At 61.4% G+C, this 14,302-nt stretch carries 14 protein-coding genes; 5 read left to right on the forward strand and 9 right to left on the reverse strand.

Annotation, left to right across the window (positions count from 1 at the left end; genetic code table 11):
- Nucleotides 1-8 precede the first annotated feature (8 nt).
- The 3 genes from urtA to ABLV76_RS22230 form a co-directional block, all read right to left on the reverse strand.
- A complete protein-coding gene (urtA, locus tag ABLV76_RS22220; RefSeq protein ID WP_004205981.1) occupies nucleotides 9-1,280 on the reverse strand; it encodes an urea ABC transporter substrate-binding protein in 1,272 nt (423 codons plus the stop codon).
- A gap of 170 nt (nucleotides 1,281-1,450) precedes the next feature.
- The gene (locus tag ABLV76_RS22225) at nucleotides 1,451-2,554 is read right to left on the reverse strand and encodes a cobalamin-independent methionine synthase II family protein (RefSeq protein WP_094333822.1); all 1,104 of its coding nucleotides are present in this window, start codon (nucleotides 2,552-2,554) and stop codon (nucleotides 1,451-1,453) included.
- A 148-nt stretch (nucleotides 2,555-2,702) separates the two neighbouring features.
- Nucleotides 2,703-3,101 (reverse strand): rhodanese-like domain-containing protein, encoded by a 399-nt coding sequence (locus ABLV76_RS22230; RefSeq protein ID WP_017900351.1) that lies wholly within the window; start codon nucleotides 3,099-3,101, stop codon nucleotides 2,703-2,705.
- 67 nt (nucleotides 3,102-3,168) lie between these two features.
- Between ABLV76_RS22230 and ftrA the strand changes: the two genes are divergently transcribed.
- The gene (gene ftrA, locus ABLV76_RS22235; RefSeq protein ID WP_048324123.1) at nucleotides 3,169-4,266 is read left to right on the forward strand and encodes a transcriptional regulator FtrA; all 1,098 of its coding nucleotides are present in this window, start codon (nucleotides 3,169-3,171) and stop codon (nucleotides 4,264-4,266) included.
- Nucleotides 4,235-4,450 (forward strand): DUF4177 domain-containing protein, encoded by a 216-nt coding sequence (locus ABLV76_RS22240; RefSeq protein ID WP_004205985.1) that lies wholly within the window; start codon nucleotides 4,235-4,237, stop codon nucleotides 4,448-4,450. Before ftrA ends, ABLV76_RS22240 begins: the two co-directional genes overlap by 32 nt.
- Nucleotides 4,451-4,504: 54 nt before the next feature.
- Here ABLV76_RS22240 and ABLV76_RS22245 read toward each other — a convergent pair whose 3' ends face one another.
- Together ABLV76_RS22245 and ABLV76_RS22250 are read right to left on the reverse strand one after the other, a co-directional pair.
- Nucleotides 4,505-4,945, reverse strand: a complete 441-nt coding sequence (locus ABLV76_RS22245; RefSeq protein ID WP_053810407.1) for a GNAT family N-acetyltransferase — start codon at nucleotides 4,943-4,945, stop codon at nucleotides 4,505-4,507.
- Between the two features lie 263 nt (nucleotides 4,946-5,208).
- Nucleotides 5,209-6,273 (reverse strand): LacI family DNA-binding transcriptional regulator, encoded by a 1,065-nt coding sequence (locus ABLV76_RS22250; protein ID WP_004205987.1) that lies wholly within the window; start codon nucleotides 6,271-6,273, stop codon nucleotides 5,209-5,211.
- Between the two features lie 196 nt (nucleotides 6,274-6,469).
- On the opposite strand from ABLV76_RS22250, the gene ABLV76_RS22255 reads away from it, so the two are divergent.
- Nucleotides 6,470-9,577, forward strand: coding sequence for a beta-galactosidase (locus ABLV76_RS22255; protein WP_053810408.1), 3,108 nt, complete (start codon nucleotides 6,470-6,472; stop codon nucleotides 9,575-9,577).
- 54 nt (nucleotides 9,578-9,631) lie between these two features.
- Nucleotides 9,632-10,897 carry an MFS transporter gene (locus tag ABLV76_RS22260; protein ID WP_004205989.1) on the forward strand — a complete coding sequence of 422 codons (1,266 nt, stop codon included), beginning with the start codon at nucleotides 9,632-9,634 and terminating at the stop codon, nucleotides 10,895-10,897.
- 30 nt (nucleotides 10,898-10,927) lie between these two features.
- On the opposite strand, the gene ABLV76_RS22265 is transcribed toward ABLV76_RS22260, so the two are convergent.
- The 3 genes from ABLV76_RS22265 to ABLV76_RS22275 form a co-directional block, all read right to left on the reverse strand.
- Nucleotides 10,928-12,016 carry an AAA family ATPase gene (locus ABLV76_RS22265; protein WP_004205990.1) on the reverse strand — a complete coding sequence of 363 codons (1,089 nt, stop codon included), beginning with the start codon at nucleotides 12,014-12,016 and terminating at the stop codon, nucleotides 10,928-10,930.
- Between the two features lie 86 nt (nucleotides 12,017-12,102).
- Nucleotides 12,103-12,363 (reverse strand): hypothetical protein, encoded by a 261-nt coding sequence (locus tag ABLV76_RS22270; protein ID WP_004205993.1) that lies wholly within the window; start codon nucleotides 12,361-12,363, stop codon nucleotides 12,103-12,105.
- Nucleotides 12,347-12,478 (reverse strand): hypothetical protein, encoded by a 132-nt coding sequence (locus ABLV76_RS22275; protein ID WP_023318188.1) that lies wholly within the window; start codon nucleotides 12,476-12,478, stop codon nucleotides 12,347-12,349. The genes ABLV76_RS22270 and ABLV76_RS22275 overlap by 17 nt, the downstream gene beginning before the upstream one ends.
- A gap of 181 nt (nucleotides 12,479-12,659) precedes the next feature.
- On the opposite strand from ABLV76_RS22275, the gene ABLV76_RS22280 reads away from it, so the two are divergent.
- Nucleotides 12,660-13,520, forward strand: a complete 861-nt coding sequence (locus tag ABLV76_RS22280; RefSeq protein WP_063860923.1) for a broad-spectrum class A beta-lactamase OKP-B-5 — start codon at nucleotides 12,660-12,662, stop codon at nucleotides 13,518-13,520.
- Between the two features lie 20 nt (nucleotides 13,521-13,540).
- On the opposite strand, the gene ABLV76_RS22285 is transcribed toward ABLV76_RS22280, so the two are convergent.
- Nucleotides 13,541-14,302: a DeoR/GlpR family DNA-binding transcription regulator gene (locus tag ABLV76_RS22285; protein ID WP_004205996.1), complete on the reverse strand. Its 762-nt coding sequence runs from the start codon at nucleotides 14,300-14,302 to the stop codon at nucleotides 13,541-13,543.

Raw genomic sequence — 14,302 nt, forward strand, 5'->3', positions numbered from 1 at the left:
CCTGGCGCTTACTGGCTGACGGTTTTCACCGGATGGTCAGGTTTCTTATCATTACCGGGGATCCACGGGCTCCACGGCTGCGCGCGGACGGGCTCATCGGTCTGCCAGACCACGTTGAACTGGCCGTTGCCTTCAATTTCACCAATCATCACCGGCTTATGCAGATGGTGGTTGGTGGCATCCATCGTCAGGGTGAAACCGGACGGCGCTTTGAAGGTTTGTCCGGCCATAGCGTCGCGCACTTTGTCCACGTCGGTGGTGCCGGCTTTGGTCACCGCCTGCGCCCACATATGCAGACCCACCCAGGTCGCTTCCATCGGATCGTTGGTCACCACCGTATCGGCATTCGGCAGCTTGTGCGCTTTGGCGTAAGCGCGATAATCGGCGACAAAGGCTTTGTTGGTCGGGTTATCGACCGACTCAAAGTAGTTCCATGCCGCGAGGTTGCCGACCAGCGGTTTGGTATCGATGCCGCGCAGCTCCTCTTCCCCCACCGAGAAGGCCACCACCGGCACATCGGTCGCTTTCAGCCCCTGGTTAGCCAGCTCTTTGTAGAACGGCACGTTGGAATCGCCGTTGATGGTAGAGACCACCGCCGTTTTGCCGCCGGCGGAGAATTTTTTGATATTGGCGACGATGGTCTGGTAATCGCTATAGCCGAACGGGGTGTAGACTTCTTCGATATCTTTGTCCTGGATCCCTTTGGCATGCAGGAAGGCGCGAAGGATCTTGTTGGTGGTGCGCGGATAAACGTAGTCGGTTCCCAGCAGGAAGAAGCGTTTGGCGCCGCCGCCGTCCTCGCTCAGCAGGTATTCCACCGCCGGGATGGCCTGCTGGTTAGGCGCCGCGCCGGTATAGAAGACGTTGGGGGACATCTCTTCCCCTTCGTACTGTACCGGGTAGAACAGCAGGCCGTTCAGCTCCTCAAACACCGGCAGGACCGATTTACGCGAGACCGAGGTCCAGCAGCCAAACACCACCGCCACCTTGTCCTGGGCCAGCAACTGGCGCGCCTTCTCGGCGAACAGCGGCCAGTTGGAGGCCGGGTCGACCACCACCGGCTCCAGCTTCTTGCCCAACACCCCGCCTTTGGCGTTGATGTCGTCGATAGCCATCAGGGCGACGTCCTTCAGCGGCGTTTCGGAAATCGCCATCGTCCCGGAGAGCGAATGCATAATCCCGACTTTAATAGTGTCGGCGGCATAGGCCTGGAATGAGAGACCCATAGCCATAACAGAGGCGGAGAGTGCAAAAGCTTTTAATAACGTTCTACGTTGCATGATTCACTCCTGAGTAGCGCAAAAATAAAGAATTAACAGCTAACCAGAGGTGATAAGGCAAAAACGGTGCCAGGTTGTGAGAACAGTGGGATGCGGCGCAGGCGGAGGGCGGAGGCGAAGGAGATGGCAGCGTTGCCTCATCACGGTGCAACGCTGCGCTAAGAAAGCAATTACCAGACGTCGGCGGCGATGGCGGTCACCAGACGGACTTTTTGCCACTGCTGGTCTTCGCTGAGGGCGTTACCCTCTTCCGTGGAGGCGAAACCGCACTGCGGACTCAGGCAGATCTGCTCGAGCGGAACATATTGCGCCGCCTCAGCGAGGCGCGCTTTTACCCCCTGCGGGTTCTCCAGCTCGCCGTTTTTGGTGGTGATAAGCCCGAGGACCACCTGCTGATGGCCGGGACTAATAAAGCGCAGCGGCGCGAAATCCCCGGAGCGGTCGTTGTCATACTCGAGGAAGAAGGCATCGACATTGACGCCGCCAAACAGCACCTCGGCCACCGGCTCGTAACCGCCCTCCGAGATCCAGGTTGAGCGGAAGTTGCCCCGGCAGACGTGCAGGCCCACCGTCAGATCGGCCGGCTTGCCCTCCAGCGCCTGGTTCAGCACCCGGGCATAAATGCGCGCCAGCGCATCCGGATCGTCGCCGCGCTCGCGCACCTGCTGACGCTGGGCATCGGAACAGAGATAGGCCCAGACGGTATCGTCCAGCTGCAGATAGCGGCAGCCGGCGTCATAAAACGCGCGGATCGCGTCGCGCCAGGTGGTGGCCAGGTCGTCGAAGTAGTCGCTGAGATCCGGGTAAACGGTGGCATCAATATCTTTCCGACCGCCGCGGAAGTGGAGCACGCTCGGGCTGGGAATGGTCATCTTAGGCTGCGCGTCGCCGCTGATGCTTTTCAGATAGCGGAAATCCTCCAGCATTGGGTGGTCGCCAAACGCCAGCTTGCCGGTAACGCGCACGCCGTGCGCTTTGGTCTGCACGCCGTTGAACTGGATCCCCTGCTCGGCATCGTAACGCTCAACGCCTTGCAGGCCGTCGAAGAAATCAAAATGCCACCATGCGCGACGAAACTCGCCGTCGGTAACCACGTGCAGGCCGCAGTCGCACTGCTGCTGGACCAGGTGACGGATAGCGTTATTCTCAATCTCGCGTAGCTGAGCGGCGTCGATAATCCCCTCAGCCAGCTGCTGACGCGCCTGTTTGATGCTGTCCGGGCGCAAAAAACTGCCGACGATGTCTGCGCGGAACGGGGCCTGTTGACGTTGCATGCTGTCTCCTTAGCGGTGGGCGCGTTAGTTGCCCACCGTGATAGTTCATTATTTGAATTTTTAGACTTCTGGATGGCTATATGTCCAGATACTGGCATGCAGGCCGACGGGCCGCAAACGAGAATATTTCATGGTGCATGAAAAATATTCATTTACCGGCGACAAACGCATAGCCCTCATCTTCCCAGCCGGTGATCCCGCCGAGCATCATTTTCACCGGCCGCCCCAGTTCGGCCAGCTTTAGCGCGGCAACGTCGGCACCGTTGCAGTGCGGCCCGGCGCAATAGACCACAAACAGGGTCTCCGCCGGCCAGGCCGCCATTCTCTCGGCGCTGATCTGGCTGTGCGGGAGATGCAGCGCGCCGGGCAGGTGGCGCCTGGCGAAGGCCTCCTCGCTGCCGACCACGTGCAGCAGGACAAAGTCGACCTCGCCGGCACGCTGGGCGCTGTGCACATCGGCGCAGTCGGTCTCGAGATGCAGCTTATGGCGGAACCAGCGGATAGCCTCGGCGGAGGTGGCGGGGGTAAATTGGGTTACTACACTCATGGCGTCTTCTCCTTGTCTGTGATAACACTACTTTACTGACGCCCATCACCCTTATCTGCCGGCAACCATGACAGAAAACGCTAACATCCTGACAACTCCTTCGGTGACACTGTCACCTCACCGCGTGGTGGCCCTCGCCTACGATGGCCTGTGCACCTTTGAGTTTGGCGTGGCCGTGGAGATCTTCGGCCTGCCGCGCCCGGAAATGGGCGAGCGCTGGTACCAGTTCGCCGTCGCCGCCGTCGATGAAGGGCCTCTGAGAGCCACCGGCGGAGTCCGGTTGATGACCGACGGCGGCCCTGAGCTTCTCGCCCAGGCGCAGACCATCGTGGTCCCCGGCTGGCGCGGCATCGACGCTCCGGTCCCCGAGGCGCTGTGCGCCGCCCTGGCCGCCGCTCACGCCCGCGGGTGCCGGATTATTTCCATCTGTTCCGGGGTGTTCGTTCTCGCCGCCGCCGGGTTGCTCAATGGCCGCCAGGCGACAACCCACTGGCGCTACACCGCCGCGCTGCAGTCCCGTTTTCCGCAGATCCAGGTGGTGGAGGATGTCCTGTACGTGGGCGATGATTTGCTGATGACCTCCGCCGGCAGCGCGGCGGGGATCGACCTCTGTCTGCATCTGGTGCGCGAGGATTTCGGCAGCGAGGCAGCGAATGTGGTCGCCCGCCGCCTGGTGGTCTCTCCCCATCGCGACGGCGGTCAGGCGCAGCAGGTCCTGCGTCCGGTGGCCCGCAGCCGGGAGAGTCTGCGCCTTGGCCAGCTGTTTGATTATCTGCACCAGCATCTCGCCGCCAGCCACACCGTCGCCTCCCTCGCACAGCGCGCCGGCATGGGGACGCGCACCTTTTTGCGCCGCTTTGAAGAGGCCACTGGTAAAACCCCCGCCCGCTGGCTGCTGGAGGAGCGTCTGCTGCGCGCCCGTCAGCACCTGACGGAGAGCACGATGGGCATCGACCAGATCGCTGAGCGCTGCGGCTTTGCCAGCGCTGGCACCCTGCGCCACCATTTTCGCCAGCGCTTCGCGCTAAGCCCACTGCAGTACCGTAAACAGTTTGCAACTTCTCCGATTGCAAAATCGTCCCAGCCGCGGACAATAGACGGCCACAGTAAACCGGTCGCCAGGATGGTCGATGATGAAGAAAGAGTGTCGGGTAGTGATCTATAAAGAGGGCCTGCTGGGCAGCCTGTTTTTTGGCGAAGCCAAAGCCGACCCTGACAAAATGAGCCAGTTTCTCAGTAGCTATACCCGCGAAGGCTGGGAGGTAAAAACCATGTCGGTGGAGCGACGCCGTACCGCCCTGTTCTGGTCGCGGGAAGCGTATCTGTTTGTGCTTGAACGGCCCCTCTGACGGTGCCTGCGCCTGGTTTAACCGCTTAAGCCAGGCGTTGCCCGGTATCCGCGCTCAGGGCTGGCGGATATAGCCCTGCTCCTGCATGTTGCGCATGGCCTCCTCGCTGGCGCAGACCATCCCGGTGGTCAGCATGGCAAAACCAAAGCGCTGATAGAATGGGATTTTATCGGCCACCGCATAGATAAAGATTTTGCCGAAGGGCAGCAGCTGCTCCCGGATGGCCAGCATTAGCTGTTGTCCGTAACCCTGCCCCTGGCGGTCGGGGACGATCGCCACATCCGACAAATAGCTGCTCCAGGTGCAGTCGCTGATGGCCCGCGCCACGGCAATCAGCTGACCGTGCTCATAGCCAAACCAGCAGAAGGTGCTATGGAGAAACGCCTGCTCCAGCTGCTGAACATCACGTTCATTCAGCCCGGCCTCGGCGACGATGGTCCTCACCCGCCGCCAGTCTATCCGCCCAATCGCCTCTTTCCCCTCAATCACCATCATGACCTTGACTCCCGTTGTGTTCGGCATCTATCCCGAAAGACAGATGTAGCATGCCGCCGCAGGGGATGCCAGGCGAAAAAACGAACGGAACAAAGCGGGAAACGGAGGAAGGCAAAAAAAAACCGCCATGTGACTGGCGGTAAATCAATGCTTGCATGGATAGATTGTATTTTGCATTTTTCGCAGGCAGAGGATCCTGACCTCTCTACGTTTGATCCCGAGGTTAGCATGGTCAACCTCAATAAATCCTCAACGGCCTGCGGCTAGAGCTTCTCCACCAACGCTTTCAGCTGCGCCAGGGTCTGCTGCCGGTCCTCCGCGGCGGCGAGCGGCCACGCCGACTGGCGCACGATGAGCCGGGTCGGCAGCAGCTCGCGGATCCGCAGCTGCGGGGCCGCCATCAGAGCAATCAGCCGCTCCACGGCCCGCTTGCCCAGCAGATCGAAGTCCTGCGCCACCGTGGTGAGCGGCGGCTGAAAGTAGAGACTGTCGGCGGTGTCGTCATAGCCGGTCACCGATACCGCCTGGCTGCCGCTGCGATTGAGCTGGGCCAGCGCGCTGAGTACCCCGAGCGCCATCTGATCGTTCGCCACCACAATGGCACTGATCCGCGGCTGCAGGTGCAGCAGTTCAAAGGTTTTCTGCCAGCCGCTGGCGGCGCTCCAGTCTCCGAACACCGTGGTTGAACGGGCGATATTCAGACTGTGCAGCGCCTCGCGCCAGCTGGCGAGACGCAGACGGGCGGAAACCGAACTTTCCGGCCCTGCCAGCAGGCCAAATTCGCGATGCCCCAGCTCCCACAGATGGCGCACGCACGCCCCACAGCCGTCGCGATGATCGAAGCGCACGCAGCAGACATCGGCCTCCGGGGAGACGTCCAGAAACAGGCAGGCCATATCCGGGTTCTCTTTAACCAGTCGCTCGGCGGTAGCGCTCTCCAGCGGCAGACTAACGATCACTCCGCGAATATGCTGGGCGCGCAGTTCGTCCAGCCGGGCCTGCAGCGCGGCGAAGTCGGCCTGCGCCGGCATCGCTATTGCCACCTCCAGCTGGTGCAGACTGGCATGGCTCTTTACCGCGGCGGCGATCTGCGAGGGGGCATGCAAGGTCAGCGAGGCAGTGATAAGCCCAATGGAGGGCGCTGCTTTGCCGGCGAGCAGCTGCGCCGAGCGGTTAGGTACGTAGTGCAGCGCCTGCATCGCGCGGATCACCTGCTCGCGGGTGCGGGCTGACACCACTTCAGGACGGTTCAGGACCCGGGAGACGGTTTGTTGGGAAACCCCGGCCGCGCGAGCGACATCCTCCAGGGTAGCGGTACGACGCGGCATTTTTTCTCCTCAGCAATAACAATGTCGTGCGCTAACATTTTATGTTTAACGCGCGACAAAAAACAGCGCTTTACCCTCGCTTTCGTGATCGTCTGTTAATTTCATTTCCGCCGTCGTTGCTGGACAAAACAAATTATCCGATAACGTTCTTTATCCTGTTTAGCGATCGACATTTTCTGACTTACCGGGGATTACTATGCCAATAAGCGATACCAGTCGCCGCCACGCGCCTGACTTCCACGCCGTCCTCGCCCGCGAAGACTGGCAGAACCAGACCATTACCCATCTCAACCGCCTGCCAGCGCATCCTGCGTTCGCCAGCTGGCGCGATGAGCTTGCCGCCCGCGATAATCGCCCTTCGCCTCGACGTCGTCAGCTGGACGGCGAATGGCAATTTGCTTACGCCCGCAGCCCGTTTGCCGTCGATGCACAGTGGCTGACGCAAGACCTGCCAGGCAGCCGCGGGACGCCCGTGCCCTCCAACTGGCAGATGGCGGGCTATGACGCGCCGATCTACACCAACGTCCGCTACCCCATCGACACCATCCCGCCGCGGGTGCCGGAGGATAACCCAACCGGCTGTTACTCCCTGCACGTTGCGATCGATGACGCCTGGCGCACGGACGGACAGACGCAGATTATTTTCGACGGCGTCAACTCAGCGTTTCATCTGTGGTGCAACGGCGCCTGGGTCGGTTACTCCCAGGACAGCCGCCTGCCGGCGGCGTTCGATCTCAGCCCCTTCCTGCGCCCGGGCGACAACCGCCTGTGCGTGATGGTCATGCGCTGGAGCGCCGGCAGCTGGCTGGAAGACCAGGATATGTGGCGAATGAGCGGTATTTTTCGCTCGGTGTGGCTGCTGAATAAGCCGCACCAGCGGCTATGCGACGTGCAGCTGACGCCGACCCTTGACGCCCTCTGCCGCGACGGCGCTCTGCAGGTTCAGGCGACCGTCGAAGCGACAGAGGCGGCGCTTGCCGGGCTCTGCGTCGGGGTTAGCCTGTGGCGCGGCGAGCAGCCTGTCGCCGCCCATCGTCAGCCGTTAGGCACCCCGGCGGTGGATGAGCGCGGCCACTATGCCGAACGGGTCGATTTCTCCCTGGCGGTAGCGGCGCCGGCGCACTGGAGCGCGGAAACCCCGAACTGTTATCGCGCCGTGGTCACCCTGTGGCGTGGCGACGAACTGCTGGAGGCCGAGGCGTGGGATATCGGTTTTCGCCGCATCGAGATCGCCGACGGTCTGCTGCGCCTTAACGGCAAACCGCTGCTGATCCGCGGCGTTAACCGCCATGAACACCACCATTTGCGGGGTCAGGTCGTCAGCGAGGCGGATATGGTGCAGGACATTCTGTTGATGAAGCAGAACAACTTTAACGCCGTCCGCTGCTCACACTACCCCAACGCGCCGCGCTGGTATGAGCTGTGCAACCGCTACGGTCTGTACGTGGTCGATGAAGCCAATATTGAAACCCACGGCATGGTGCCGATGAATCGGCTGTCCGACGATCCGGCGTGGCTGCCAGCCTTTAGCGCCCGCGTCACCCGGATGGTACAGAGCAACCGTAACCATCCGTGCATTATCATCTGGTCGCTGGGTAACGAATCTGGCGGCGGCGGCAACCATGAAGCGCTGTACCACTGGTTGAAGCGCAACGACCCGAGCCGTCCGGTGCAGTACGAGGGCGGAGGCGCGGATACCACCGCTACCGATATTATCTGTCCGATGTACGCCCGCGTCGAACGCGACCAGCCGATCCCGGCGGTACCGAAGTGGGGGATCAAAAAATGGATCAGCCTGCCCGGCGAGCAGCGGCCGCTGATCCTCTGCGAGTACGCCCATGCGATGGGCAACAGTCTCGGCAACTTCGCCGATTACTGGCAGGCATTCCGCGAGTATCCGCGGCTGCAGGGCGGGTTTATCTGGGACTGGGCCGACCAGGCGATCTGCAAAACCTTTGACGACGGCAGCGTCGGCTGGGCCTACGGCGGCGACTTTGGCGATAAGCCGAACGATCGCCAGTTCTGTATGAACGGCCTGGTGTTCCCCGATCGCACGCCGCATCCGTCGCTGATCGAGGCGAAGCACGCCCAGCAGTATTTCCAGTTCGCCCTGCTGTCGACCTCGCCGCTGCGCGTGCGCATCGCCAGCGAATACCTGTTCCGCCAGAGCGATAACGAAGCGCTGCGCTGGCAGGTGCAGGCGGCCGGTGAAACCCTGTATCACGGCAACCTGACGCTGGCGCTTCCCCCGGAGGGCAGTGACGAGATAACGCTGCTTGATGACCTGATTATACCGCCAGGCGCCCGCGCGGTGTGGCTGACGCTGGAGGTGGTCCAGCCCCGGGCGACCGACTGGTCCCCGGCGGACCATCGCGTCGCCTGGCAGCAGTTTCCCCTGCCCGCCCCGCTGGCGCTGCCGGCGCCCACGGTGCCTGCCGGCGCCCCGGATCTGGTCGTCAGCGAGGAGGCCTGGCAGATCCGCGCCGGCACGCAGTGCTGGACCGTCGATCGGCGGACCGGTTTGCTGAGTGGCTGGTCGCTTGCCGGTCAGGAGCAGCTGCTGACCCCCCTGCAGGATCAGTTTATCCGCGCGCCGCTCGACAATGACATCGGGGTCAGCGAAGTGGAGCGCATCGATCCCAACGCCTGGGTGGAGCGCTGGAAAAGCGCCGGCCTGTTCGACCTGGAGGCGCGCTGCGTGCAGTGCGATGCCCAGCGCCTGGCGAATGAGACCCTTGTCGACAGCCGCTGGCACTACCTGCGCGGCGACGAGGTGGTGATTGTCAGCCACTGGCGCATGCGCTTTACTGCGGACGGAACGGTGCGGCTGACGGTGGACGGCGAGCGCGCGGAAACGCTGCCGCCGCTGCCGCGGGTCGGACTGCACTTCCAGGTGGCGGATCAGCAGGCGCCGGTGAGCTGGCTGGGGCTGGGGCCGCATGAGAACTACCCCGACCGGCGGAGCAGCGCCTGCTTCGCCCGCTGGGAGCAGCCGCTGGCGGCGATGAGCACGCCCTACATCTTCCCGACGGAAAACGGCCTGCGCTGTGATACCCAGGCGCTGGACTGGGGACGCTGGCACGTCAGCGGTCATTTCCACTTCTCCGTTCAGCCATGGAGCACCCGTCAGCTAATGGAGACCGACCACTGGCACAAGATCCAGGCCGAAGACGGGGTGTGGATCACCCTCGACGGCCTGCATATGGGAGTGGGGGGCGATGACTCCTGGACCCCAAGCGTGCTGCCGCAGTGGCTCCTGACCCAAACGCGCTGGCAGTACGAGGTCTCATTGCGTTGCCTTTAATCCGTGGGGGCGGCAGCCCCCACCCTACAAACAGAATAACAAGGGATCATGGTGATGAAATTCTCTGAACTGGCGCCGCGAGAACGGCATAATTTTGTCTATTTCCTGCTGTTCTTTTTCTTTTACTATTTCATTATGTCGGCCTATTTTCCTTTTTTTCCGGTGTGGCTGGCGGACGTTAACCATTTAACCAAAACGGAAACCGGGATCGTCTTCTCCTCCATCTCGCTGTTCGCGATTATTTTTCAGCCGGTATTTGGTCTGATGTCGGATAAGCTTGGCCTGCGCAAACATCTGCTGTGGACCATCACGGTACTGTTAATTCTGTTCGCGCCGTTCTTTATTTTCGTTTTCTCCCCGCTGTTGCAGATGAATATTATCGCCGGTTCGCTGGTGGGCGGGATCTACCTGGGGATTGTTTTCTCCAGCGGCTCCGGGGCCGTGGAAGCCTATATCGAGCGCGTCAGCCGGGCAAACCGCTTTGAATATGGCAAAGTGCGGGTCGCTGGCTGCGTCGGCTGGGCGCTGTGCGCCTCGATAACCGGCGTGCTGTTCGGCATCGACCCCAATATTACCTTCTGGATCGCCTCCGGCTTTGCGCTGGTGCTAGGTCTTCTGCTCTGGCTGTCGCGCCCGGAAAGCAGCAACAGCGCCCAGGTTATTGAGGCGCTGGGAGCCAATCGCCAGGCCTTTTCGCTGCGCACCGCGGCCGAGCTGTTACGTATGCCGCGTTTCTGGGGCTTTATCGTCTATGTGGTGGGAGTCGCCAGCGTCTACGACGTGTTTGATCAGCAGTTCGCCAACTTTTTCAAAAGCTTTTTCGCCAGTCCGCAGCGCGGTACCGAAGTGTTTGGCTTCGTCACCACCGGCGGCGAGCTGCTCAACGCGCTAATTATGTTCTGCGCCCCGGCCATCGTTAACCGCATCGGCGCCAAAAACGCCCTGCTGACCGCCGGGATGATCATGTCAGTGCGCATTCTCGGATCGTCGTTCGCCTCATCGGCGGTAGAGGTGGTGATCCTCAAGATGCTGCATATGTTTGAGATCCCCTTCCTGCTGGTCGGGACCTTTAAATATATCTCCTCCGCCTTTAACCCGCGGCTCTCGGCCACCCTGTTCCTGATCGGTTTTAACCTGTCGAAACAGCTGTCCGGGGTGGTCCTTTCCGCCTGGGTGGGCCGGATGTATGACACCGTCGGCTTCCATCAGGCCTATCTGATCCTCGGCTGCATCACCCTGAGCTTCACCCTGCTCTCGTTCATCACCTTACGCGGCGGCAAAAGCCTGCTGCCAGCAGCGGAGACGCAGACCCCCGCCTGATCCCGGCGCTCCCGTCAGGGATGACGGGGTTTACGCCACAATGCGCGTTTCTCCGCCGCTATTCTCCAGCGCATAGCGCTGACAGGGCGCCCCAGCGGCGATAAGCTCCGCCAGTTCAGCCGAGTGGCTGGTCAGCCAGATCTGGCTGTAGCGGGAGGCCTCGATTATCAGCCGGGCCAGCGCCGGGAGCATGTCGCGATGCAGGCTGTTCTCCGGCTCATTGATCGCCAGAAACGCCGGCGGGCGCGGGCTGAGCAGCGCGACGGCGAGACAGAGAAAGCGCAGCGTGCCATCGGACATCTCCGCCGCCAGCAGCGGCCTGCGGATCCCCTCCCGGCGCATTTTCAGGGCGAAACGCGAGTGCTCGTTTTCACAGTAAAACTGGCAGCCGGGAAAGGCGTCGGCGAGGATCTCGTGCAACATCTCCTCCGCGCCAATCTCGACAATGGTCTGAAAGGCGGCGGCCAGATTATGGCCATCGCTGTCGAGCACCGGCGAACGATACCCCACGGCCGGCTGGCGCAGCGGCGAGTGGCGGCCAATGGCGAACTCATGGTAAAACCGCCAACGGCGCAGGGTCTCCCGCACCCGCGACACTTCGGGAAAACGGTGCGGCTCGCCAAGCTGACCGAACACCGACTCGTTTTCATAAATACTCTCGGTGAAGGTGCTTTTCTCCCCGGTGACATCGACGAGGAACGCCGCCTGATTCTTGCGCTGCAGTACGCGGGAGGAAGGCCGACGGGAGTAGCCTGCCAGCCAGATGTGCTCTTCTTTGACGATGGGATCGAGCATGAACTGCGTCGGATAGGGCAATTTTTCCGGGAAACCTACCTGCAGTTCATAATCAAAGCTCTCCGTCCGACAGGCGATTTGCAGCCGGCGGGGATGGCGATCGAGGGGGGAACGATCTCCGGACCACATCATATTTTCCAGGCCGCCCTCTGCGCTGATAAACCCCGACAGCCTGCCGTCGGCAGCCGCGGTCAACAGATGGATGGCGTTGTAAATATTGGATTTGCCGCAGCCGTTAGGACCGAAGACAATGTTCAATGGCCCCAGCTCCAGTTCGATATCCCTGACTGAGCGAAAGTTTTGTATATGGATGTACTGAATCATGATGCGTCCTGGCCCGGAGAGAGAAGGCTGCCACAGTAGCAAAGCCGCGGCATGGATACTATCGCATCCCCTCACTCCGCCCGGGTTCAACAGAACATTTTTTTCATTCCGCGGGTCAGCGCCACCCGCGTCAGCTTGTCGCTATCCTGATGAGCATCACTAAAGACGCCAAAGAAATAGCGTTCATCGTCAATGGTTTGACTTACGATACGATAGCTGAGCGGTTGCCCGGACGGCGCACCGTATTGCGCAGGCGTCACCGAGACCTCGGTCGCATCGTCGGCGACGCTGACCAGCAGTCCATCCGCCTTACCGCCCACCAGCATGACCTTAATTATCGGGTGCACCAGTTCCTCCCGGGATGGCATAGATCATTGGCAAACCGCGCAGCGCGGCGGGCGTATCGTCAGCAATCAGCGGCGCCAGCCAGCGTGCGGTCTTAAGTACTTTCTTATAGTTCATTGCGGCCTTGAGTCAAAAAATAGCGTGCTTAGGCTGAGCTAAATATTGATTATTCGAAATAAAAGATGACAAATGATGAAGGAAAAAAGAGGAATTGTGAATCAGCAAAATACCGGGTTATTCTTATTCGTCACACCTTTTCTCGCCTTTATCGGCCCTTACACAAGGAAGTATTACGGTTATGCGTTATGTTCGCCTGTGCCTTATCTCCCTGATTGCCGCCCTGCCACTGGCGGTATTCGCCAGCCCTCAGCCGCTTGAGCAGATTAAAATCAGCGAAAGTCAGCTGGCGGGCCGGGTGGGCTATGTTGAAATGGATCTGGCCAGCGGCCGCACGCTGGCCGCCTGGCGCGCCAGTGAGCGCTTTCCGCTGATGAGCACCTTTAAAGTGCTGCTCTGCGGCGCGGTGCTGGCCCGGGTGGATGCCGGCGACGAACAGCTGGATCGGCGGATCCACTACCGCCAGCAGGATCTGGTGGACTACTCCCCAGTCAGCGAAAAACACCTTGCCGACGGGATGACCGTTGGCGAACTCTGCGCCGCCGCCATCACCATGAGCGACAACACCGCCGGCAATCTGCTGTTGAAGATCGTCGGCGGCCCCGCGGGATTGACCGCTTTTCTGCGCCAGATCGGTGACAACGTCACCCGTCTTGACCGCTGGGAAACGGAACTCAATGAGGCGCTTCCCGGCGACGTGCGCGACACCACCACCCCGGCCAGCATGGCCACCACCCTGCGCAAGCTGCTAACCACCCCCTCTCTGAGCGCCCGTTCGCAGCAGCAGCTGCTGCAGTGGATGGTTGACGACCGGGTGGCCGGCCCGTTGATCCGCGCCGTGCTGCCGGCGGGCTGGTTTATCGCCGATAAAACCGGGGCCGGTGAGCGGGGCTCACGCGGCATTGTCGCCCTGCTCGGCCCGGACGGCAAAGCGGAGCGTATCGTGGTGATCTATCTGCGTGATACCCCGGCGACCATGGTCGAGCGTAACCAGCAGATCGCCGGGATAGGCGCGGCGCTGATCGAGCACTGGCAGCGCTAGCCTGGCGAAGGCCGCGCGCCTTATCCGGCGCGCAGCACTTCGCAGGCGTGCCGGGTGATATGGGCGGCAGCGGCATCGGAGAGATGCCGGTCGGTAATGATGGTGGTAAAGCGAGTCAAGGGCAACGCCATAAACGTGGCCACCTGATTGTATTTCGAACTGTCGCACAGCAGGATGCTTCTGGCGCTGACCTGGCTGACGGTCTCCTTGACGGTGACTTTGTTCTCATCAGGGGTGAAAATTCCGCGGCTGTCCCAGCCGCTGGCGGAGATAAAGGCCGTATCGATAGCCAGGTGGCGCAAGGTGCGCGCCGCCGACTCGCCGACGCAGGAGCGGTTCTCCCGGCACAGGGTGCCGCCGGTGTGGATCACCCCGCACTGGCTGGCATCTATCAGCAGCTGGGTTATCTCAAAATCATTGGTGACCACCTGCAGGTCGTCCCGGTCGAGGATGGCCCGCGCCAGCGCCAGAGTGGTGGTGCCGGCATCAAGATAGATGCAGCTGTTTTTGGCAATGAGACTGGCCGCCAGCGCGCCGATAGCCTGCTTCTCTTCACTCTGCAGGGTGCTTTTCACCAGATGACTGGGCTCTGCGGCCAGCCGGCTGACGGCGCGCACGCCGCCCGAGACGCTGACCAGCAGCCCCTGTTCTTCCAGCTTACTGACGTCCCGACGGATAGTCATATGGGACACGCCGAGGATCTCCGTCAGCTCATTAATGCTTACCGCCCCACGCTGCTCCACCAGGGCTAAAATACGCTGATGACGTTCAATTGGAATCAC

Source organism: Klebsiella sp. GB_Kp047, assembly GCF_040065235.1.
Lineage (GTDB): Bacteria > Pseudomonadota > Gammaproteobacteria > Enterobacterales > Enterobacteriaceae > Klebsiella > Klebsiella quasipneumoniae.

What these genes read in the sequence shown, in the direction of transcription:
- urtA (WP_004205981.1), bottom strand. Translation starts at nt 1,280, where the DNA reads ATGCAACGTAGAACGTTATTAAAAGCTTTTGCACTCTCCGCCTCTGTT.
- ABLV76_RS22225 (WP_094333822.1), bottom strand. Translation starts at nt 2,554, where the DNA reads ATGCAACGTCAACAGGCCCCGTTCCGCGCAGACATCGTCGGCAGTTTT.
- ABLV76_RS22230 (WP_017900351.1), bottom strand. Translation starts at nt 3,101, where the DNA reads ATGAGTGTAGTAACCCAATTTACCCCCGCCACCTCCGCCGAGGCTATC.
- ftrA (WP_048324123.1), top strand. Translation starts at nt 3,169, where the DNA reads ATGACAGAAAACGCTAACATCCTGACAACTCCTTCGGTGACACTGTCA.
- ABLV76_RS22240 (WP_004205985.1), top strand. Translation starts at nt 4,235, where the DNA reads ATGAAGAAAGAGTGTCGGGTAGTGATCTATAAAGAGGGCCTGCTGGGC.
- ABLV76_RS22245 (WP_053810407.1), bottom strand. Translation starts at nt 4,945, where the DNA reads ATGATGGTGATTGAGGGGAAAGAGGCGATTGGGCGGATAGACTGGCGG.
- ABLV76_RS22250 (WP_004205987.1), bottom strand. Translation starts at nt 6,273, where the DNA reads ATGCCGCGTCGTACCGCTACCCTGGAGGATGTCGCTCGCGCGGCCGGG.
- ABLV76_RS22255 (WP_053810408.1), top strand. Translation starts at nt 6,470, where the DNA reads ATGCCAATAAGCGATACCAGTCGCCGCCACGCGCCTGACTTCCACGCC.
- ABLV76_RS22260 (WP_004205989.1), top strand. Translation starts at nt 9,632, where the DNA reads ATGAAATTCTCTGAACTGGCGCCGCGAGAACGGCATAATTTTGTCTAT.
- ABLV76_RS22265 (WP_004205990.1), bottom strand. Translation starts at nt 12,016, where the DNA reads ATGATTCAGTACATCCATATACAAAACTTTCGCTCAGTCAGGGATATC.
- ABLV76_RS22275 (WP_023318188.1), bottom strand. Translation starts at nt 12,478, where the DNA reads ATGAACTATAAGAAAGTACTTAAGACCGCACGCTGGCTGGCGCCGCTG.
- ABLV76_RS22280 (WP_063860923.1), top strand. Translation starts at nt 12,660, where the DNA reads ATGCGTTATGTTCGCCTGTGCCTTATCTCCCTGATTGCCGCCCTGCCA.